Raw genomic sequence first — 22,832 nt, 5'->3', positions numbered from 1 at the left:
ATAAATTACAGTGCTAATATTGATATATATATCGGCATTGACTAGGTTAAGCGTTATGATGTTAATTGAGGTGATATTAAGCATGATAGCGTTTAGCGCAGAAATCAATTAATTGGGTTATTTGAGTATAATATGAAAATATTAGTAACAGGTGCAGCAGGATTTATTGGCTATCATTTAAGCCAGCGTTTGATAGAAATGGGTTATCATGTTATCGGGATAGATAATCTCAATGATTATTATGATGTGCGCTTAAAAGAAGCACGATTAGCTAAACTTAATCAGTTGGATAACTTCCAATTTGAGAAAATTGATATTACAGATTCAGTGAGTATTGCGCAATTATTTGCTGATCACCGTTTTGATCGAGTTATTCACTTGGCGGCTCAGCCTGGCGTTCGTTATTCAATTGAAAACCCAATGGCATATATCGATGCTAATATTGTAGGCCATATTAATATATTAGAAGGTTGTCGCCATCATAACGTTGGGCATTTGATTTATTCGTCATCAAGCTCGGTATATGGTTTAAATCAAAAGCAACCTTTCTCTACAGAAGATAGTGTTGATCATCCGGTGTCACTTTATGCTGCGACGAAAAAAGCAAACGAATTAATGTCTCATAGCTATTCTCATTTATATCAGCTACCCACAACAGGACTGCGATTTTTTACCGTATATGGTCCTTGGGGGCGTCCTGATATGGCTCTATTTAAATTTACTAAAGCTATGTTAGCGGGTGAGCCTATCGATGTTTATAATGGCGGAAATATGACCCGTGATTTCACTTATGTCGATGATATTGTCAGTTCTGTGGTACGTTTAATTAATATTATTCCTCAACCCAACCCAAATTGGACCGTAGAGCAGGGGGAAACTTCATCAAGTTCTGCACCTTATAAAATATATAATGTGGGTAATGGGCAACCTACAAAGTTAATGGATTTTATTACAGCAATAGAAAAATCACTCAATATTAAAGCTAAATTGAACTTAATGCCGATGCAAGATGGTGATGTACTTTCAACCTGTGCTGATTGTAGCGATTTAGCTCAGACAACAGGTTTTTCACCCAACACTGCAGTAGAGTATGGTGTGAAGCAGTTTGTGGATTGGTATGTAGATTATTACCAGCAATAATCAGAGCATAGATATAATGCACAAGACAAAAAGGAGCCTTAAAGCTCCTTTTTTATTATAAAATTAACTAATTAATTTTATCAATGCATTCACTATATTTGTAAAGCCCTTTTTATTTAAAAGCTTCATCAGCCTATTAAAGTTAAACGCTCGTTTAATAAAAATGACTAAACAAGAAAAATACCCTTTTAATTTTTAAAAGGGTATTTTAAATAGAGTATGCATTAAATTAGATGAGGAAATCTTCTAAAGATTTGCCTTCTTCTTCAATTGCACGTTTGATTACAGCTGGTGTACGGCCTTGGCCTGTCCAAGTTTTAGTTTCACCATTATCATCAACGTATGAATATTTAGCAGGACGTGCTGCACGTTTAGCACGACCAGTTTTGCTTGCGCCAGCAGCTTCAAGCAGGTCAGTTGGATCAATACCATCGGCAATTAATAGCTCACGGTATTTTTGTAATTTTTGCTGACGTTCTTCAATTTCAGCTTGCATTGCTTGTTCTTCTTCGCGGCGTTCATTAACAACGACTTCAAGTTTCTCAAGCATTTCTTCTAAAGTTTCTAAAGAAGTTTCTCTTGCCTGTGCACGAAGAGTACGGATGTTATTTAATATTTTTAAAGATTCGCTCATTTTCCTGGTCTCAAATAAATGTTGTTGGCTGATGTAATACTAATAATAGATTGCTATTTAAAATTCTGCAATAGCTAAATACAAACCAAACGTAAATTTTCTTTTTTTAAAACGAATATCTTTACAAAAAAATATTAAAAGTTGGGGCATCTTTCGCCAATAAAGGAAATATTAGTAATGATATACATCTTTTAACTGGTGATAGCGCTAATGTAAAAGAATAGAAAACGTTGTCTACTTTTTTATAATAACGGATTTTTTTCTAAAAATGCGCTTAGAGTAACTTTCATAGTTTAATAACTGTATATCAAAGGCGGGGTTAATATGTTAAGTACCTATTAAGGCTATTTATTTTTTAAACAAAAAATTTGCCTCATCAGTGATCCTGCGCTTTTTTCGCTATATCTTTTATAGAAATAAAGGCTATAAATAGTTGTCGTTGATAACTTCTCGTTTGTTTATGTTAAACTGCTTCCCGCGATAATACACACTATTTAAGGAGAGAGCTGATGGCTCAGCTTTACTTTTATTATTCAGCTATGAATGCCGGAAAATCAACATCTTTATTGCAGTCTTCTTATAACTATAATGAGCGAGGAATGCGAACTTTGATTTTTACGGCAGCGATAGACACGCGTTTTGCCAAGGGAAAAGTAACCTCAAGGATAGGGTTAAGTGCTGATGCATTGCTTTTCAGTGATGATATGAATATTCGTGATGCTATTTTAGCTGAAAATAATAAAGAGCCTATTCATTGTGTTTTGATTGATGAATGCCAATTTTTGACTAAAGCACATGTAGAACAACTTTGTGAAATTACCGATAGTTATGATATACCCGTTTTAACCTATGGCTTAAGAACGGATTTTAGAGGTGAATTATTTACCGGTAGTGCTTATTTGCTTGCATGGGCTGACAAGCTCGTTGAGCTTAAAACAGTTTGTTACTGCGGGCGTAAAGCAAATAAAGTATTACGATTAGCGGCAAATGGGAAAGTACTTTCAGACGGCGCACAAGTGGAAATAGGTGGTAATGAAAAATATGTTTCAGTGTGCCGAAAACATTATACAGAGGCTACGTTAAAAGGACGAATTGAACAGTTATAATGCAAAATTCCTCTTCTCTATTGTTAATTGGTGCGGGAATAGAGAGGGGGAAATATAATCGTCTAAATAAATGTTATCTCTTGTTATACTAAAAAAAGGTTATCTATTTTTAGAAGTTACGTTTTATATTTACTGTATTTTATAATTCATAACTGAAAATAGCATCAATAATGTAAAAAAATGTTAGTTTTTTTCTAGAAACATTTATTCGTTTTCTCCGTTTCATTATCTTTAATCAATAAAAAGGTAATCAGATATACGTAGGTTCTTTGTTTTGTGATGTAGATATTGATTTTTACAAATGTTCTAAGATGATGACATTTGATACTTCGCCATTATTTATAGTTTAATAAAACTGAATAAAGAAGAGAAAAAATGCTTGTGAGTGAAAAAATATTTCAACCATTTAATGGGCTAGGTGAAATGTTTATATCTAAATATTCATATTCGTTATGAGTAAAAAAGAGGAAACTGTGCTTAATAGGCCAAATTTAAACATGTGAATTACCACTAAAGTAGTATTAATTAGATAAAAAATACACAAATAGCCCCTACTTTTAATGTTATATACCGCTTAATAAGCAAAAGTGAGTTCGATAATATTTTATTGAAATTTTATTTTTATAAGTTTATTCCTTTCTTCGATAGATCAAAATCTTTTGATATTTCTCTTTTTTATGGTGCTGCGGTAAAAAGTGCTTATTAAAAAATAAGCACCTCATTTTATTACATTAATAGTGCCTACTTTTGCTCAACTCTCATTTTTGTGTGATAAGCCTTATCATAGGAGTAATTGAGTAGTGCGGTTTAACTCAATGAGAAATTTTAGCGTTTTCATTTCTAGGTAATCAGATATCAAAGCGCTGTAAAGCACGTTAAGCGCTTAATCACGGTTAAGCTGAATAAAGAGATGGATGTTGATAAAAATGAGGGAGAGGGCGATTGGTGCTGTTTTAGCAACGTATACCTAAAAGTGATAATCACAAGGCGGCGCTCTCATCTATCTTGCTGGACGTCATATTAAATATAAGGAAGAAAAATAAATTGAGAGATAAGGGGATTAGAACATTATTGTTATCCATTGGTAGACAAAATAAAACCAGCCTTGTGGCTGGTTTTATAGTAAAGCAATCATCGAAGATTGAAGGCTAATCTGTTAATACAGAGATAGCGCTATTATTTCTTACTGCTTTTTTTAGCAGGCTTCGCTTCTTTTACCTCAGCAACCGGGTGCTCGTTAAATTCGCGGCCGTAGTAAGAATCTAATAACAGTTGTTTTAACTCAGAGATCAGCGGATAACGCGGGTTAGCACCAGTACACTGATCATCAAACGCATCTTCTGATAATTTATCCACTTTCGCTAAGAAATCACTTTCTTGTACGCCCGCCTCACGGATAGAAGCAGGGATACCTAATGAAGATTTCATCTCTTCTAACCAAGCTAACAGTTTTTCAATCTTAGCTGCAGTGCGATCACCAGGAGCAGACAGTTCTAAGTGATCAGCAATTTCAGCATAACGACGACGTGCTTGTGGACGGTCATATTGGCTAAATGCAGTCTGTTTTGTTGGGTTATCATTCGCGTTATAACGAATAACGTTAGAAATTAATAACGCATTGGCAAGACCATGAGGAATATGGAATTCAGAGCCTAATTTATGCGCCATTGAGTGACAAACCCCTAAGAAGGCGTTAGCAAATGCAATACCTGCGATGGTGGCTGCATTGTGGACACGCTCACGAGCAACCGGATTTTTAGCACCTTCATGATAGCTTGCTGGCAGATATTCTTTCAGCAATTTCAGAGCTTGCAGTGCCTGACCATCAGAATACTCATTGGCTAATACAGAAACATAAGCTTCTAATGCGTGAGTCACCGCATCTAAACCACCAAAAGCACAGAGTGATTTAGGCATATTCATCACCAGATTGGCATCTACAATCGCCATATCTGGCGTTAATGCGTAGTCTGCTAATGGATATTTTTGGCCTGTTTCATCATCAGTCACAACAGCAAATGGTGTAACTTCAGAGCCTGTACCTGATGTTGTGGTAATTGCTACCATTTGAGCCTTCACACCCATTTTCGGGAATTTATAAATACGTTTACGAATATCCATAAAGCGTAATGCTAATTCTTCGAAGTGTGTTTCTGGGTGTTCATACATTACCCACATAATCTTAGCCGCATCCATTGGTGAACCGCCACCTAATGCGATGATCACATCAGGTTTAAAGCTGTTCATCTGCTCTGCACCTTTGCGTACGACACTTAATGTGGGATCTGCTTCAACTTCAAAGAAAACTTCCGTTTCAACACCAAATTTTTTCAGTACATTGGTCACTTCATCAACGTAACCGTTGTTGAATAAGAAACTGTCTGTAACGATAAATGCGCGTTTTTTACCATCAGTTGCAATCTCTTCCAGTGCAATAGGTAAGCAACCACGGCGGAAATAAATTGATTTAGGAAGTTTGTGCCACAACATATTTTCTGCTCTTTTCGCCACGGTTTTAGTGTTGATAAGGTGTTTTGGCCCTACGTTCTCAGAAATGGAGTTACCACCCCATGAGCCACAGCCTAAAGTGAGAGAAGGAGCGAGTTTAAAGTTGTATAAGTCACCAATACCCCCTTGTGATGCCGGTGTATTGATTAAAATACGGGAAGTTTTCATTTTGTCGCCAAAGTAGGCAACATGTTCAGGACAGTTATCTTGATCGGTATATAAACAAGAAGTATGACCAATACCGCCCATTTCAACTAATTTTTCTGCTTTATGTACCGCATCTTCAAAGTTTTGTGCATGGTACATTGCTAACAGAGGAGATAGTTTTTCGTGAGCAAAAGGTTCTGCATCAGTAGTTTCTTTAACTTCACCAATTAAAATCTTAGTGTTAACAGGCACTTCAATACCGGCCATTTCTGCGATTTTCACTGCCGGTTGACCAACGATGGCCGCATTCAAGTTACCATCTTTTAAGATAATATCTTGAACAGCTTTTAACTCTTTACCGGTTAACATGTAGCCGCCGTGAGTGGCGAAACGTTCACGAACTTGTTTATAGATACTGTCTACGACGATAACAGATTGCTCTGAAGCACAAATAACCCCATTATCAAAGGTTTTTGACATCAAAATAGAAGCAACTGCACGTTTAATATCTGCTGAGTCATCAATAACAACAGGAGTATTACCCGCACCAACACCGATAGCAGGTTTACCTGAACTGTAAGCGGCTTTTACCATTCCTGGGCCACCTGTTGCTAAGATCAGGTTAATATCATCATGGTGCATTAATGCATTGGATAATGCCACTGAAGGTTCATCGATCCAGCCGATAATATCTTTTGGTGCACCCGCGGCGATTGCAGCGTTTAACACAATTTCAGCCGCACGGTTTGTGGCTAATTTCGCCCGTGGATGTGGAGAGAAAATAATACCGTTGCGTGTTTTTAAGCTGATTAATGCTTTAAAAATAGCGGTAGAAGTAGGGTTAGTGGTTGGCACGATACCACAGATAATACCGATAGGTTCAGCAATAGTGATAGTACCGTAGGTTAAATCTTCAGACAAAATACCGCAGGTTTTTTCGTCCTTATACGCATTGTAGATATATTCTGAAGCAAAGTGGTTTTTGATCACTTTATCTTCAACGATACCCATGCCAGACTCTTCAACAGCTAATTTTGCAAGAGGAATACGGGCGTCAGCGGCAGCTAATGCAGCAGCACGAAAAATTGCGTCAACTTTTTCTTGAGAAAAGTTAGCAAATTCAAGCTGAGCTTTTTTTACACGAGCAACCAGATCATTGAGTTCAGTAACGTTAGTTACAGACATAAAGAGACTCCTGATAAAATGTTAAACTTTTTAAGCAAATTAGCCGGTAAAATCATCACTAAATAAGAATAGCTCAAATCAAAATTTCTATACTTATTTAAGTCATTATTATTAGAAGCTCTAATTTGCTTAAAAAGCTAAGAAAAAACAATAACAAATACAAATATATTTTAAAAAGATCTCCTTTTTCTGAATGATGACAGCTTATCATCTTTCTAATTAATTAAAGTGATCTACATCACAATAATAGCAAGCTGACACCTTTCAGCAAGTGTTTAAATGGTAATGATAATTAATTACAAAAATAAATGGACTATTTTTTTGTTGTAAGACTCTCTAGGATATAAAATTAAATCACTAGAGTTATGGTTGTTTACTAGCGAAAAATTTAGCCAAAATAATGTTAAGTAATAGAATTAACTGGTTTATTGATTTAAAGTAACGCGCATTTTTTGGAGTTACTCTATCTTTTAGAGCATAATTCGCATGTTTATTAGCCAAGAAGGGGCTTTTCATGGGGGCACTGCTGGATTTATCCGGTTATATTAAATTTTTTGTCGGTCTTTTTGCTATTGTAAACCCGATAGGGATCTTGCCTGTATTTATCAGTATGACGAGTTATCAAACGGATGCAGGACGTAATAAAACAAACTTAATTGCCAATGGCTCCGTTGCGATTATTTTGGTTATTTCCCTATTAATAGGTGATTCGATACTGAGTATTTTTGGCATCTCTATTGACTCATTTCGTATCGCTGGGGGGATGCTGATAGTGACAATCGCAATGACCATGATAAATGGGCGCTTAGGAGAAGATAAACAAAATAACCAAGAAAAAAATGAATCAGCAGTACGTAGCAGTGTTGCGGTGGTGCCTTTAGCATTACCGTTGATGGCAGGTCCTGGTGCAATTAGCTCCTGTATTGTTTGGAGTTCACGCTGGGAAGGGGTGACTAATTTCTTAGGTCTTGCTGCGACCAGTATCTTTTTTGCTTTTTGTTGCTGGTTACTGTTTCGTAGTGCCACTTTATTAGTTAAATACTTAGGTCAAACCGGTATCAACGTTGTCACGCGTATTATGGGGTTATTGTTGATGTCGTTAGGTATTGAATTTATTGTCACCGGGTTACGTTCTATTTTTCCGGGATTATTAGTATAAGCACAGTGTAATATTACCAAAGGAGCAGTATTGATATTTAATACTGCTCTTATCATTTCTCTCTTTGTTATCTTTTTTGTGGCTATTTTTAATTAATCAAGACGATGAAGCCCTTGAGAAAGCGCTTTTCTATCATAATAGCAAGTCAATTGACCCTCTTCCATTAGCGCTGCGCTATCCGACATATGTGCAATAACATCTGCATCATGGCTGACCAAAAGGTAAGTCATGTTATGTTGTTTTTTTAAGGTATTAAGCAGATTTAAAATTTCTGCTTGTACCGACATATCCAGTGCAGAGGTTGGCTCATCTAACAATAACAACTGTGGTTGCAACAGTAATGCTCTGGCTATAGCCACACGTTGACGTTGTCCACCTGATAGTTGATGTGGATAACGATAAGCAATATCGCCTTCTAAACCGACTTGCTCTAACGCTGAGGTTATTGTTGTTTTATCATAAGCAATATGATGAATTTTTAACGGCTCAATAAATGCTCGTTCTATCCGATGTTGAGGGTGTAATGAAGCATAGGGATCTTGAAACACCATCTGTATGTTACGGCGTAACTTACCTTGAAAGCGTTGCTGTGGCTTAATTGCTTGCCCTAACAACTTAATATCCCCTTGCCAATGATGTAATAATCCGGCTATAACACGTAATACAGTTGATTTACCGCAACCAGAACGACCAATTAAACTAAAGGTTTCGCCTTGTTTAACTTGTAGATTGACACCTTTTACCACCTGCTTAATCTGTCTATTTTGTTCAAATTGAACGCGTAAATGATGAATATCAATTAGCATAAGGTGTACCTTTAAAATTCAGTGTTCTATCTAATACCGGTAATTGTGTGCCATAGGTACTCGCATTAGGGCGACAGGTCCATAAGGTGCGGGTGTATGGATGTGTGGCTTGAGGTAATGCTTTTGCCTCAAGTTCATCCACTTGCTCCCCTTGATACATGACCATAACACGATCACAATATTCAGCCACTAAAGGTAGATCATGGCTAATTAACAACAAAGCCATATCTCGTTGTGCGCATTGGGTAATGATAAGTTCTAATATTTGATGTCGTAGCTGTGCATCTAGTGCGGAAGTTGGCTCATCCGCAATCAGTACCGCTGGGTTATTAATCAGCGCAATAGCGATCATCGCGCGTTGTCCCATACCGCCCGATAATTCACCGGGGTAGCGAGAAATACTCTGTTCCGGTAATCCCACGGAAAGCAAAGTTTCAGTAATTAATGCATGTCGCTCTTTATGGGATAATTTTTGATGGAGTTTTACCGTTTCTTCTACTTGCTGATAAATGGTTTTCACTGGGTTTAATGCATAACGAGGATCTTGTAATACCATTGATATTGTTTTTCCTCGTAACTGGTTCCATTGCTTAGGAGAATAAGCGAGTAGATCGTCCCCCATAAAATGCAATTTATCAGCAGAAACTTTGCCCGGCTTACGCACTAAGCCCATTAATGAGCGTGCCGTCATCGATTTTCCTGAACCAGATTCACCCACCAGTGCTAACCGCTCTTGTCCTAACTGAAAGGAGACATTATTCACCACTCTAGCACGTGGAAAATCAATACACAGATTATCGACTTCGATTAAAGGGGCTTTATTCATGGCTTTCTCCTAATACATCGCGTAATCCATCTCCCAATAAGTTAAAAGCAAGGCTACTGATTAAAATTGCCGTACCCGGAATAGCGGCCACCCACCACTGATCAAAAATAACGGGCATCCCTTCGGCAATCATTGCTCCCCATTCCGCCATGGGAGGGCGAGCACCTAGCCCAAGGAAACCTAAACCTGCTGCAGCAAGAATGATCACCGCTAAATTAAGGGCTAAACGTACAATGGCAGAAGGTAAACATAAAGGAAGAATATGCCCCCATAATAGTCTAATACCTTTAATTCCCATCATTTCAGCGGCTGCAAGGTAATCACTATTGCGTAAGTGTTGAATTTCACTACGGGCTTGGCGGGCATAAGCCGGCCATGCTGTAAGTGCAAGGGCTAATGCACCGTTAAGTAATCCCGGCCCTAACATGGCGACAAAGGCAAAGGCTAAAATTAAGGAGGGCATAGACATAATGATGTCGGTAAAACGCATTAAAATCCGCTCTGTCCAACCGCCGTAATAACCGGATAAAATGCCAATAAATAGCCCTAATGGTAGTGTTATCAAGGCAACAAGACCCACCAAACCTAACATTGGGCGTGTACCATAAATTAAGCGTGAAAGAATATCGCGACCATAACTATCAGTACCTAACCAGTGTGCGGCATTAGGGGCTAATAAGCGTTGTGCAGCGTGTTGCCAATTCGGATCATAAGGCGCTAACCAAGGGGCAAAAATGGCAATTAGTAGCAGAAGGAGCAGCAATGACAGACCGATAAACGCTGAAGGTGAACGCGCTATTTTTGTTAAAAAGGAGAGTGACATTAGCGTAACCTCGGATCAGTCAGACGAATAACGATATCTGTCATATTATTAATCAGCACAAAACATAGACCAATAACAAGTGTGCCCCCCATAATTGCGGTGGTATCACCCGCAAAGAGAGCCGTTGTGAGATAACGACCAATCCCCGGCCAAGAAAATACCGTTTCTGTTAATACGGCACCTTCTAACATCCCTGTATAAGACAAGGCGATAATGGTCATCAACACACCGCGAATATTAGGTAATACATGGGTAAATAAAAGACGTAATTCGCCAATCCCTTTTGCTCTGGCGAGAGTGACATACTCTTTATTCATCTCATTTAAACAGGCAGAGCGTGTTAAACGGGTAATAGATGCCAGTGCAAAATAGGCTAGCAGAGAAACCGGTAATATGAGATGTGATAGGGCGTTTAGAAAGGCATCTTTATCACCTGCCAGTAGGGTGTCAATCAAGGCAAAGCCGGTTACTGGCTCAATGGTAAATTGATAGATATCATCCAAACGTCCTGGGCCTGCTGTCCATTGCAATGTGGCATAAAAAATAAGGAGTAGTATTAAACCTAACCAGAAAATAGGGACTGAGCTACCTAATAGCGTTAAAAAACGTAAGATAAAATCAAAGGGAGTGCCAACAAAACGCGCACATAACACACCAAATAAAACCCCCAAACTAGCGCCAATGACTAAGGCGACAGTGGCTAATTCTAAAGTGGCTGGAAAGGTGGCGATTAAATCATCAAATACCGGTTGACCCGTTGACGTCGCCGTACCTAAATTTCCTTGCAATAGTGCTTCTACATAGTGGAAAAATTGCATGTAGATGGGTAAATCTAACCCTAACTCATGTTTTACTTGATTATAAGTTTCAATACTGGCGTGATCACCAACAATTTGTAAAACAGGATCAACAGGGGAAAACGCAGAAAGCGTAAAAGTAATAACCAGTAACCCTAAAAGTGTTAGCGCCAATGTCAATATACCTTGAACCAAGGTAAACAACTGGCCTTTTAGGCGAGTGGATATTGTGAGTGTATTCATACGGCAACAGCCTTGAAATCGCAAAAAATAGACCACTCACAATAGCATGATTGTGAGTGGCGGCAGGAAAATGATCACTTAGTGACTTTGTCGTAATAGACCATATCGGCATTTAGACCTTGAGCATAACCTTTCACGTTATCCCGTAATACAATCTGATTTTTGCCTTGGTCGATAAACACGTAAGGTGAACTGCGTTGTAGCTCTTTTTGCATTTCAGTATAAAGGGACTGACGTTTAGCCTTATCCGCTTCATTAAGGGCGACGAGTGTTTGTTTACTTAACTCAGGAATATTCCAATTATTTAACCAAGCCACGGTATTTGATTGCCCGTCATTATAGGCAAAAGCGCTAGCATTGGAGTGAGCATCAAAATAGTCGGGGATCCAAAAACGGATCGCCGCTTGGTGCTGCCTTGCTCTCACTCGGCTATAAACTTGACTACCGGCAGCAGGTAACAGATCAACCTGTACACCCGCTTGTGCAAAGCTTGCTTGAATAGATTGTGCAACGGTGATGTAAGGAACTTTGTTTTCTACATCGAGAGTAAAACGTGCATGAGTAATTCCTGCTTTTGCTAAGATATCTTTCGCTTTTTGCGGATCAAAACTAAATGGATTATCTTCTAATGCCCCCGGTAATCCTACCGGCAAGAAACTTTGGTGAATAAAATATTGCCCACGCATTAAGTCATTAGTGATCCCTTTATAATCGACCAAATAGCGTGCTGCTTGCCAAAATGCCGGATTGCTAAGAAGCGGATTTCCGCTACCGGTATTAAACGCCATATAGACTTGCTCAGCAGAAGGAATATTTAAAATTTGAATGCCAGGTTTACCTGCTAATGCTGCAGTTTGGTCTGTACCTAAGTCACGGGCAATATCCGCATCGCCTTTTTCAATTAACAGACGACGTGAAGCGGGATCGGGCACATTTTTGATAATAATATTGGCTATCTTAGGCGCACCGGTCGGTGAAAGAGGGTTAGCTTCTAACACAATGGCTTGGCGAGGTTTGTAGGCACGCATTTTATAAGCACCACTACCAGCCGAATTCATTTTTAGCCAATTATTACCAAAGTCATTATTTTTAATATGTGCGGCAATCAATTTCTCATCAACAATAGAAGCGATTGGTGTAGAAAGGATGTTAAGTACCACATCAGGGCTAACATCTGCTGTCCAACGTACTTCAATCTCCTTATCACTGACTTTTTTCAATAGGGTATTAATATTATCTGCTTTCCAACCTAGCACATTTAAAATAAAAGCAGGGGATTTATTCATCGTCACTGCACGCTGGTAAGAGAAGATAATATCTTCTGGGCGTACGCTATTACCGGAGGCAAATTTTGCATCCTGTTTAATTTTAAAGACGATAGATTTTTGTTCAGGGTGAGCCTGCCAACTCTCGACTAAAATTGGCTCGTTAATTTCTGGATTGTCACGGTTAGGCTGAACAATACGTTGATATAAACTTGGTACGGTCTGAATACTTGATAACTCGTTACTTTCAGCAGGATCAAGGCTAACAATATCATCAAGGCCTTGTACTACAATCAATGTATTGGCAGGTGTTGCTGCCAATACAGGGGCACTGAGAGCACCCATCACAAGTAATGATAATAATTTGGTTTTCACTTTCATTGGACGCTCCCTGAAATAGTCTCGCTTTCGTTATTATGTCAATAACTTATTAGTTATTACTTTTGGAAATTAACTTAGGCAAAATAAGCGCATTTCGCAAAGTTTTTATTACACTTATATATAACACCTCGTTATAAGCCTTTTGAATTAATTATGGTTGAGGAATAATTAATCGCAACAAACGACGAATAAAATACTACTTTGGTAGTAATATGTTGACTATTAAGTTGTATTGGCTGAATTGATTAAGCTGTCTTTGATATTCATCAATATCTCTTATGAGTAGCCTCGTATTTTAACCTTAGATACCTTTAGATCTGAGGCAAAAATGAGCAAGAAAACACTCGCAATCATCGGTAACGGCATGGTTGGACACCGTTATATAGAAGAATTGATTGATAAGGGCGGCAATGAAACGTTCAATATTATCGTCTTTTGTGAAGAACCTCGTATTGCATATGATAGAGTCCATCTCTCTTCCTATTTTTCTCATCACACCGCTGAAGAGCTCTCGTTAGTTAAACCCGGCTATTACGAGAAACATCATATTGAAGTATTAGTGGGTGAGCGTGTGATCACCATTAATCGTGAAGAAAAAGTGGTGCACACCAATACTGGGCGTTGTGTTAGCTACGACAAATTGATCATGGCAACAGGCTCCTACCCATGGGTTCCTCCTATTAATGGAAACAACTCACCAGATTGTTTTGTTTACCGAACTATCGAAGATTTAAATGCGATTGAAGCTTGTGCTCGTTTAAGCCGTAAAGGGGCGGTTATTGGCGGCGGGCTGTTAGGTTTAGAAGCCGCTGGTGCGCTAAAAAGTTTAGGTATTGAAACCCATGTGATTGAATTTGCGCCAACGCTAATGGCAGAACAGCTTGATAGCATGGGAGGAGAGCAACTTAAACGTAAAATAGAGCGCATGGGGGTTAAAGTACACACAGCGAAAAACACCCAAGCGATCTTATCGACAGGGGAAAATGCGCGAAAAACATTACAGTTTGCCGATGGCTCCTCACTTGAGGTTGATTTTGTCGTATTTTCAACCGGGATACGCCCGAAAGATAAATTAGCACGTCAATGTTCTCTCGATATAGCCCCACGAGGGGGGATTGTGATTAATGACTATTGCCAAACCTCAGATGCAGATATTTATGCCATTGGGGAGTGTGCTTCTTGGCATAACCAAACATTTGGGTTAGTTGCCCCGGGTTATAAAATGGCTCAGGTAGCCGTTGATCATCTATTAGGTCAACAGACTGCATTCCAAGGGGCGGATTTAAGTGCAAAATTAAAACTACTCGGGGTTGATGTAGGGGGAATTGGTGATGCCCATGGTCGCCAAACAGGTTGTCGTAGCTATATTTATCTTGATGAAGGTAAAGAGATTTATAAACGCCTGATAGTGAGTGAAGACAATAAATACCTATTAGGTGCGGTATTGGTTGGGGATACGGAAGATTATGGCAATCTGTTACAGTTAGCATTAAATACAATTGAATTACCAGAACATCCTGACACATTAATCTTACCTGCTCATGCTGGAAGTAAACCGGCTATCGGGGTTGATTCATTACCTGAAACAGCACAAATTTGCTCCTGTTTTGATGTAAGCAAAGGCGACATTATTCAAGCTATTGAGCGTGGTTGTCATACGGTTGCGGCGATTAAAGCAGAAACAAAAGCGGGAACGGGGTGTGGGGGATGTATTCCGCTTATCACTCAAGTATTAAATGCGGAACTCACAAAACAAGGCATTGAAGTTAACCATCACCTTTGTGAACATTTTCACTATTCTCGCCAAGAGCTTTATCATCTTATTCGTGTTGAAGGGCTGAAAAGCTTTGATGAACTATTGAAAAAACATGGTCAAGGCTATGGCTGTGAAATTTGTAAACCAACCGTCGGCTCTCTGCTGGCTTCGTGTTGGAACGACTATATCTTGCGTGATGACTTAGTTGCGCTACAAGATACGAATGATAACTTCCTCGCCAATCTGCAAAAAGATGGCACTTACTCTATTATTCCACGCTCCCCTGGCGGTGAAATTACGCCAGCGGGTATTATTGCGATTGGACAAATTGCACAAGAATACAATTTATACACCAAAATCACAGGCTCTCAACGTATGGCGATGTTTGGTGCACAGAAGCAAGATTTACCGGCGATTTGGCAGAAATTAATTGCCGCGGGTTTTGAAACAGGCCATGCCTATGCCAAAGCGATCCGTATGGTAAAAACTTGTGTAGGAAACAGTTGGTGTCGTTTTGGGGTTGGCGATAGTGTTGGATTAGGTGTCTTTTTAGAACATCGTTATAAAGGGATCCGCACGCCGCATAAAATGAAATTTGGGGTATCTGGTTGTACCCGTGAATGCTCCGAAGCTCAGGGGAAAGATGTAGGGATTATTGCCACAGAAAAAGGCTGGAATCTCTATTTTGGTGGTAATGGAGGCATGAAACCGCGTCATGGCGATCTATTCGCGGCGGATTTAGATGAAGAAACGCTGATCCATTATATTGACCGCTTTATGATGTTCTATATCCGTACGGCAGACAAATTACAACGAACCTCCGTTTGGTTAGAAAGCCTAGAAGGGGGCGTTGAATATTTACGTGAAGTCATTATTCACGACAAGTTAGGCTTAAATGCACAGTTAGAAAAAGAGCTTAAAGTTTTACAAGAGCGCGTAGCCTGTGAGTGGCAAGAAACCCTTGATTCACCACAAGCATTGAAACGTTTTGCGCACTTTATTAACAATCCGATGCCCGATCCTAATATACAGATGGTAAAAGAGCGTGCTCAGCATCGTCCTGCCCGCGTGCATGAACGTATTGATATCAAAATGGTAACAGAGGAGACGCAATCATGAGTCAATGGATAGCGGTTTGCCAATTAGATGACATCACTGTGGGAACTGGCGTTTGTGCGCTGGTGGAGCAAGATCAGGTGGCTATTTTCCGTCCATACCAAGATGAACGGCTCTACGCATTAAGCAATATTGATCCCTTCGCGCAAGCGAGTGTTTTATCAAGGGGATTAATTGCAGAGCACGACAATGAGTTATATATCGTCAGTCCATTGAAAAAGCAGCATTTTCGCTTAACAGATGGTTATTGCCTTGAAGATGAGCACTATTCAATTACTCATTATGAAGTCAAAGTCGAAGGTAATACAGTCAGTGTGCGTTCGTGTCATTGATAAAACCAATAAATAGGGGACCCAGATGGATTATTTTCCAATATTCTGTCAGCTCAACAATAAACCTTGTTTATTAGTAGGTGGCGGTGAAGTGGCAGAGCGTAAGGCACGTTTACTGATGGAAGCGGGAGCGGTTATATCCGTCGTTGCACCGACATTCACACCACAATTTATGCAGTGGCAAAACGAGCAACGATTGCAGTGTTTCATGGCTGAATTTAGTGTTGCTGATTTAGCTGACAAATGGCTAGTCATTGCGGCCACAGATAATGAGCAAGTGAATCAACTTGTCTATCAGCAGGCCACAGAACAACGCATTTTTTGTAACGTGGTTGACTCGCCCAAGCAAGCTAGCTTTATTATGCCCTCAGTGATTGACCGTTCCCCTATTATGGTTGCGATTTCTTCGGGAGGAAAAGCCCCAGTACTTGCACGCATCTTACGTGAAAAAATGGAACAGTGGTTGCCCAACTCGCTAGGCGCTTTAGCGCAGTTAGCAGGGAAATTACGTGAGCAAGTTAAACAACGTTTTGCCACCATGAGTGCTAGACGCTATTTTTGGGAGCGTTTTTTTGCAGATAAAGCGCTACAAGCGGAAATTGATGCAGGTAGAGATAACGGTATTCAACAACGTATCAGCACATTGCTAGCGGAAAATAACCAACCCCAAGGGAGTGTGGTGTTGGTGGGAGCAGGCCCTGGAGATGCAGGATTAATGACTATTAAAGGGCTGCAACAATGTCAGCAAGCCGATGTCGTGGTTTATGATAGATTAGTCTCTGATGAGGTTATGCATTTAGTGCGCAGAGATGCTGAACGTATTTATGTTGGTAAACGAGCTGGTTTTCATTGTGTTCCTCAAGAGGAGATTAACCAAATTCTTATTAATCACGCTAAGGCAGGGAAAAGGGTAGTGAGGTTAAAAGGGGGTGATCCTTTTATATTTGGTCGAGGAAGTGAAGAGTTAGAAGCTTTAATTGAGCATCAAATACCTTTTTCTGTGGTGCCCGGCATTACTGCGGCATCAGGCTGTACCACTTATGCCGGTATTCCATTAACACATCGGGATTATGCACAAAGTGTACGTTTTATTACTGGGCATGGAAAAGGGCTGAACGACGCACAATGGCAATGTATCGCACAAGATAACCAAACTTTGGTTTTTTATATGGGGCTAAGTAAAGCCGATTACATTCAGCAAATGTTACTTAATCAGCATATGCGTGCCACTATGCCAGTGGCAATAGTAGAAAAAGGTACACTGGCGACACAAAAAGTGGTTGTTGGTCAATTACAGCAACTGGCTGAAATGGCAAACTCAATGCAAAGTCCTGCATTAATTATTGTTGGTGAAGTCGTCAGTTTAAATCAAAAGCTACAATGGTTTGGTACGACTTTAGCTAATTAAAGCAAAAATTTTGAATAAGTAGGCTAACGCTCAGAATATCCTTTATGGTTCATAACAACGATAAAGGATATTTTTTTGCTAATTCATCGGGATATAAATGAAAATAGTACTGATTTTAATTGCATTTCAAAAAATATATTAATTTTTAAAAACAAATAATAAAAATGTTTTTTTATTAATCTACCGGTATTTTTAGATTAGCCAGTTTCTGTCATTTAAAGACAGATTTGTTATTGTTTATAATCAAGTTGCGTGAAAAAAAACTTACACCGAACACATCATAAAGTTCTGTATCCTCGCTAAAAACCCATCTGATTATATTAATTTTGTGAGCTATGTAGGTTTTCTATCTATAAAAGTTGCGCGGTGTTAATTAAATGTTTATTTGTTGTTGTAGATACCGTGATGAGAATTTTCTTTTTTCATAAGATAGAAGTCTACTGGGCTTAGTAAAGTTTAAGTGATAATAACACCGCACTAATTGACAAAATTCACTATAAGTGTAAAAAAGAAGAATATTGTTATTAATTTTATCTAACAATTATCTCAACATATTAAATAGCATGAAATATCTGAATATTATTTAAAAATAATTTATATGTAAATTGAGTAACCCCGCTATAGATGATTATTTATTAGGAGAGGTACCCATGAAAAAGAAAGTTATGTTAAAAATGATGTTTCCTGTCAGCATTATATCACTTGCGCTGACCTCTTTTCTTTCTCATGCGGTAATACCTCCAGAAGGTACTCTTCTTGCGAAACAACAAGATATTGTTATTAATAATGGCACTGAAGTTTCCTCCCTTGATCCACATAAAGTGGAAGGGGTACCAGAAAGTAATATTATTTTAAATTTATTAGAAGGGCTCACTTATATGGGGCCTAATGGCGAAAGTATGCCGGGGGTTGCCGCTAAATGGGAGAGTTCAGAAGACAATAAAACATGGACTTTCTATTTACGCGATGATGCGAAATGGAGTGATGGTACACCGGTTACTGCAGATGATTTTGTTTATAGTTGGCGTCGATTAACTGATCCCCAAACTGGCTCGCCTTATGCCAGTTATCTTGAATATGCCTATGTGGAAAATGTTGCAGATATTCTGACAGGCAAGAAATCCCCAGAGAGTCTAGGGGTAAAAGCAATTGATCCACATACTTTGCAAGTTACGCTCACACAACCGGTTCCCTATCTGGTGGATATGCTAAACCACACCTCATTAAAACCAGTTAAAAAAGAGATTGTTGAAAAATATGGTGTCAATTGGACTCGCCCGGAAAACTTTGTCGGTAATGGGGCGTATTTAATTGATAATTGGGTGGTTAATGAAAAAATCACTTTAAAACGTAATCCACTTTATTGGGATAACAAAAACACCATTATTGAACGAGCGACTTTTTTACCTATTAGTTCAGAAACCAGTGATATTAATCGCTACCGTAGCGGTGAAGTTCAAATCACCAATAGCGCTATTCCTCCTACGCTTTATCGAAAGATGAAACAAGAGCAACCAGAGAATCTACATGTTACGCCTTACCTATGTACTTTCTTTTATGAGCTTAATAATAAACGTCCACCTTTTGATGATCCCCGTGTGCGTGAAGCGGTAAAATTAAGTTTAGATAGAGAAATTATCGCGGAAAAGATCATGGGGCAAGGGCAAATACCGGCTTATTCTTTTACTCCACCTTTTATTAATAATGGCAAGTTTAAACCCCCTAAATGGGCAGGTTGGACGCAACAACAGCGTCATGAAAGAGCGCGTGAATTATTAAAAGAAGCCGGTTATGACAGCCAAAACCCATTATCTTTTACATTGCTGTACAACACATCCGATCAGAATAAGCAACAAGCTATTGCTGCCGCTTCTATGTGGAAAAAGAATATTGGTGCTAATGTCACTTTACAAAATCAAGAGTGGAAAACGACGTTAGAAAATCGTAACCAAGGTAATTACCAAGTAGCAAGGGCAACATGGTGTGCCGATTACAATGAACCAACATCATTTTTAAACTCTTTCCTCTCCACTAGCAGTCTAAATACTATTTTATATGAAAATAGTGATTATGATGCCGCATTAAAAAATGCGTTACTGGCCACTGATAATGAAGCGCGTCACCAACTGTATCAACGTGCTGAAGCCTTGTTAGACAAGGACTCCGCTATTGTACCAGTCTATTATCGTGTGAGTGTCAGAATGGTCAGTCCTAAAGTGGGCGGATTTACCGGTAAAGACCCCTTTGATTATACGGACTTAAAGCGCTATTTTATAAAGGCAGATAAATAAAACTGGTAAGTTATAACGCATCTATAGCTATATCTGATTTTAATTAGCAAAAGCAATTTAAAAAAGTACAGCATAAAAAGTACTACACAAAATATAACGGCACAAAAATGATAAAGACATCATGCAGTTAAGCATAGATAGTCAATCCGAAACAATATTTTATTTTTTTGTAAAACAATAAGTTGTGTAAAACGTTCCAAAAACACAGCGAAGCATCACAGGAAGGCCGAACAATGGCCGACTCACTAACTGGGAGTATTTGATAAGATGATAAATGTAACTAAAAAAAGTGCGCTAGCGATCGCCATTGGTACTATCTTTGGTTTTACGGCGCTCAATGCTACTGCGGCTGTTGTGCCTGATGGGGTAAAACTGGCTGATAAACAAGAGTTAGTGCGTAATAATGGCTCTGAGCCACAATCACTTGATCCTCATAAAATTGAGGGTGTACCTGAATCAGCATTAGCACGAGATCTATTTGAAGGGATCACGATTGTAGGGCCTGATGGTGAAATTCTACCGGGCTCTGCGACTAGCTGGGAAAATAAAGATTTTACCGTTTGGACGTTTAAAATTCGTGAAGACGCGAAATGGTCAAACGGTGACCCTGTAACAGCGCAAGACTTTGTTTATAGCTGGCAACGTTTAGCAGATCCGAATACAGCATCACCTTATGAAAGCTATCTACAATATGCCCATATTGTTAATATTGACGATATTATCGCCGGTAAGAAAAAACCGACGGAACTAGGTGTTAAAGCGCTTGATAATAATACATTAGAAATCACATTATCAGAGGCCGTACCTTATTTACCTAAATTGCTAGCTCACTCCTCGATGTCGCCAGTGAATCAAAAAGTAATTGAAAAATTTGGTGAAAAGTGGACGCAACCTGCGAACTTTGTTGGCAATGGTGCTTATGTACTGAAAAATTGGACGGTAAACGAACGTATTGAATTAGAGCGTAGTCCAACCTATTGGGACAATAAAAATACGGTTATCAATAAAGTTACTTTTTTACCTATCTCATCAGAAGTCACCGATGTAAACCGCTATCGTGCGGGTGAAATCGATATGACTTATAGCAATCTGCCGATTGAATTTTTCCAAAAATTGAAAAAAGAGATCCCAGATGAATTACGTATCAGCCCATACTTATGTACTTATTATTATGAAATTAATAATGAGAAAGCTCCCTTTGACGATCCACGAGTACGTGAAGCACTAAAACTATCTATGGATAGAGATATCATCACTTATAAAGTGAAAAACCAAGGTGATATCCCTGCTTACGGATTTACACCGCCTTTCACCGATGGCATTAAAGAGAGTAAACCAGAGTGGTTCGCTTCTTGGACCCAAGAGCAACGTAATGAAAAGGCGCGCCAATTATTAGAAGAAGCGGGTTATAACAAAGCCAATCCATTAAAATTCAAGTTACTGTATAACACCTCTGATCTACATAAAAAAGTTGCGATTGCGGCCTCTTCTATTTGGAAGAAAAACTTAGGTGCTGAGGTTTCTCTTGAAAACCAAGAGTGGAAAACGTTCTTAGATACACGTCACCAAGGTAATTATGATGTTGCACGTGCAGGATGGTGTGCAGATTATAACGAACCTTCTTCATTCCTTAACATGATGCTGTCTTACAGCAGTAATAATACCGTTCACTATAAAAACAAACAATTTGATGCGTATATGAAAGAATCTTTACGCGTGAAATCGGATGATGAACGTGCAGAAATTTATCAAAAAGCAGAAGGTGTATTAGATAAAGATTCTGCCATTGTTCCACTTTACTACTACGTAAACACCCGTTTGGTTAAACCTTATGTCGGTGGTTATTCTGGTAAAGATCCACTGGATAATTTACATACTAAAGACTTGTATATTATTGCTAAATAATCGGGCGAGACCTTGCTTAAGTTAAGCGAGGTCTTTTTATCACCACGCCTGAATAGGTTTGTGTTATAGGAACGGGCAATGCTCAAATTTATTTTTCGTCGCTTTTTGGAAGCGATCCCGACACTTTTTATTCTAATAACGATTTCGTTCTTTATGATGCGCTTAGCGCCGGGTAGCCCTTTTACTGGGGAAAGGAAATTACCCCCTGAAGTTATGGCCAACATCGAAGCGAAATATCATTTAAACGATCCCATTTACAAACAATACTTCGATTATTTAATTCAATTATCGAAAGGGGATTTAGGGCCTTCTTTTAAATATAAAGACTACAGTGTTAACACTTTAGTCGGTAAAGCATTCCCTGTTTCTGCAAAATTAGGGCTATCGGCCTTTGTATTAGCGGTTATTTTTGGTGTGGGGGCAGGCGTGATAGCCGCACTGAATCAAAATACCAAATGGGATTATACCGTCATGACATTTGCCATGACGGGGGTTGTGATACCGAGCTTTGTGGTGGCGCCACTATTAGTGCTTATCTTTGCGATTACCTTACGTTGGTTACCGGCGGGAGGTTGGAATGGTGGGCAAATTCAGTACATGTTACTGCCGATGGTTGCATTATCGCTCTCCTACATTGCAAGTATTTCGCGTATCACACGTAGTTCTATGATTGAAGTTTTACACTCAAACTTTATCAGAACGGCCAAAGCTAAAGGCTTACCAATGAAACGCATAGTGCTACGTCATGCGTTAAAACCAGCATTACTGCCAGTGATCTCTTATATGGGGCCGGCATTTGTGGGGATTATTACAGGCTCTATGGTCATTGAAACCATTTTTGGATTACCGGGTATTGGTCAACTTTTCGTTAATGGTGCATTAAATCGAGACTACTCATTGGTATTGAGTTTAACCATTATTGTGGGTGGTTTAACCATTTTATTTAATGCCATTGTTGATATTTTATACGCCGTAATCGATCCGAAAATTCGTTATTAATAGAG

16 protein-coding genes are annotated in these 22,832 nt (G+C 39.0%); 9 read left to right on the top strand and 7 right to left on the bottom strand.

Annotated features, from left to right (window positions below; genetic code table 11):
* Positions 1 to 132: 132 nt before the first annotated feature.
* Positions 133 to 1,140: an NAD-dependent epimerase gene (locus AACV01_RS12720; RefSeq protein ID WP_020945763.1), complete on the top strand. Its 1,008-nt coding sequence runs from the start codon at positions 133 to 135 to the stop codon at positions 1,138 to 1,140.
* A gap of 229 nt (positions 1,141 to 1,369) precedes the next feature.
* Here the strand turns inward: AACV01_RS12720 and hns are convergent, their stop codons facing one another.
* Positions 1,370 to 1,774, bottom strand: a complete 405-nt coding sequence (hns, locus tag AACV01_RS12715) for a histone-like nucleoid-structuring protein H-NS (RefSeq protein ID WP_004243249.1) — start codon at positions 1,772 to 1,774, stop codon at positions 1,370 to 1,372.
* A 509-nt stretch (positions 1,775 to 2,283) separates the two neighbouring features.
* Between hns and AACV01_RS12710 the strand changes: the two genes are divergently transcribed.
* The gene (locus AACV01_RS12710; RefSeq protein WP_004243248.1) at positions 2,284 to 2,880 is read left to right on the top strand and encodes a thymidine kinase; all 597 of its coding nucleotides are present in this window, start codon (positions 2,284 to 2,286) and stop codon (positions 2,878 to 2,880) included.
* Positions 2,881 to 4,056: 1,176 nt separating this feature from the next.
* Here AACV01_RS12710 and adhE read toward each other — a convergent pair.
* Positions 4,057 to 6,720 (bottom strand): bifunctional acetaldehyde-CoA/alcohol dehydrogenase, encoded by a 2,664-nt coding sequence (gene adhE, locus AACV01_RS12705; protein ID WP_004243246.1) that lies wholly within the window; start codon positions 6,718 to 6,720, stop codon positions 4,057 to 4,059.
* A 514-nt stretch (positions 6,721 to 7,234) separates the two neighbouring features.
* On the opposite strand from adhE, the gene AACV01_RS12700 reads away from it, so the two are divergent.
* On the top strand, positions 7,235 to 7,879 hold the full coding sequence (locus tag AACV01_RS12700; protein WP_004243244.1) for a YchE family NAAT transporter: 645 nt from the start codon (positions 7,235 to 7,237) through the stop codon (positions 7,877 to 7,879).
* Between the two features lie 92 nt (positions 7,880 to 7,971).
* On the opposite strand, the gene AACV01_RS12695 is transcribed toward AACV01_RS12700, so the two are convergent.
* The 5 genes from AACV01_RS12695 to AACV01_RS12675 all read right to left on the bottom strand — a co-directional run bounded on the left by AACV01_RS12695 (position 7,972) and on the right by AACV01_RS12675 (position 13,014).
* A complete protein-coding gene (locus tag AACV01_RS12695) occupies positions 7,972 to 8,685 on the bottom strand; it encodes an ABC transporter ATP-binding protein (RefSeq protein WP_004243243.1) in 714 nt (237 codons plus the stop codon).
* A complete protein-coding gene (locus AACV01_RS12690; RefSeq protein ID WP_046334972.1) occupies positions 8,675 to 9,511 on the bottom strand; it encodes an ABC transporter ATP-binding protein in 837 nt (278 codons plus the stop codon). Before AACV01_RS12690 ends, AACV01_RS12695 begins: the two co-directional genes overlap by 11 nt.
* A complete protein-coding gene (locus tag AACV01_RS12685; protein WP_020945758.1) occupies positions 9,504 to 10,334 on the bottom strand; it encodes an ABC transporter permease in 831 nt (276 codons plus the stop codon). Before AACV01_RS12685 ends, AACV01_RS12690 begins: the two co-directional genes overlap by 8 nt.
* Positions 10,334 to 11,374 (bottom strand): ABC transporter permease, encoded by a 1,041-nt coding sequence (locus AACV01_RS12680; protein WP_046334973.1) that lies wholly within the window; start codon positions 11,372 to 11,374, stop codon positions 10,334 to 10,336. The genes AACV01_RS12685 and AACV01_RS12680 overlap by 1 nt, the downstream gene beginning before the upstream one ends.
* Positions 11,375 to 11,448: 74 nt before the next feature.
* Positions 11,449 to 13,014, bottom strand: a complete 1,566-nt coding sequence (locus AACV01_RS12675; RefSeq protein WP_170827679.1) for an ABC transporter substrate-binding protein — start codon at positions 13,012 to 13,014, stop codon at positions 11,449 to 11,451.
* Positions 13,015 to 13,348: 334 nt separating this feature from the next.
* Here AACV01_RS12675 and nirB point away from each other — a divergent pair, with 334 nt between their 5' ends.
* The 6 genes from nirB (at position 13,349) to oppB (ending at position 22,827) form a co-directional block, all read left to right on the top strand.
* Complete coding sequence (gene nirB / locus AACV01_RS12670) at positions 13,349 to 15,895, top strand: nitrite reductase large subunit NirB (RefSeq protein WP_060554701.1); 2,547 nt, start codon at positions 13,349 to 13,351, stop codon at positions 15,893 to 15,895.
* On the top strand, positions 15,892 to 16,224 hold the full coding sequence (nirD, locus tag AACV01_RS12665; RefSeq protein ID WP_060554700.1) for a nitrite reductase small subunit NirD: 333 nt from the start codon (positions 15,892 to 15,894) through the stop codon (positions 16,222 to 16,224). The genes nirB and nirD overlap by 4 nt, the downstream gene beginning before the upstream one ends.
* Before the next feature lie 25 nt (positions 16,225 to 16,249).
* A complete protein-coding gene (gene cysG / locus AACV01_RS12660) occupies positions 16,250 to 17,632 on the top strand; it encodes a siroheme synthase CysG (RefSeq protein WP_046334974.1) in 1,383 nt (460 codons plus the stop codon).
* A 650-nt stretch (positions 17,633 to 18,282) separates the two neighbouring features.
* Positions 18,283 to 19,923, top strand: coding sequence for an ABC transporter substrate-binding protein (locus tag AACV01_RS12655; RefSeq protein WP_004248216.1), 1,641 nt, complete (start codon positions 18,283 to 18,285; stop codon positions 19,921 to 19,923).
* Positions 19,924 to 20,190: 267 nt separating this feature from the next.
* The gene (gene oppA, locus AACV01_RS12650) at positions 20,191 to 21,828 is read left to right on the top strand and encodes an oligopeptide ABC transporter substrate-binding protein OppA (RefSeq protein ID WP_004248215.1); all 1,638 of its coding nucleotides are present in this window, start codon (positions 20,191 to 20,193) and stop codon (positions 21,826 to 21,828) included.
* 78 nt (positions 21,829 to 21,906) lie between these two features.
* The gene (gene oppB, locus AACV01_RS12645) at positions 21,907 to 22,827 is read left to right on the top strand and encodes an oligopeptide ABC transporter permease OppB (RefSeq protein ID WP_004243230.1); all 921 of its coding nucleotides are present in this window, start codon (positions 21,907 to 21,909) and stop codon (positions 22,825 to 22,827) included.
* The last annotated feature ends 5 nt before the right edge of the window (positions 22,828 to 22,832 follow it).

The sequence above is a fragment of the Proteus sp. G2609 genome, assembly GCF_963896135.1.
In the GTDB taxonomy this organism is placed as follows: domain Bacteria; phylum Pseudomonadota; class Gammaproteobacteria; order Enterobacterales; family Enterobacteriaceae; genus Proteus; species Proteus mirabilis.
Note: the sequence above shows the minus strand (reverse complement) of the source record. Positions and strands in the feature narration are given on the sequence as shown.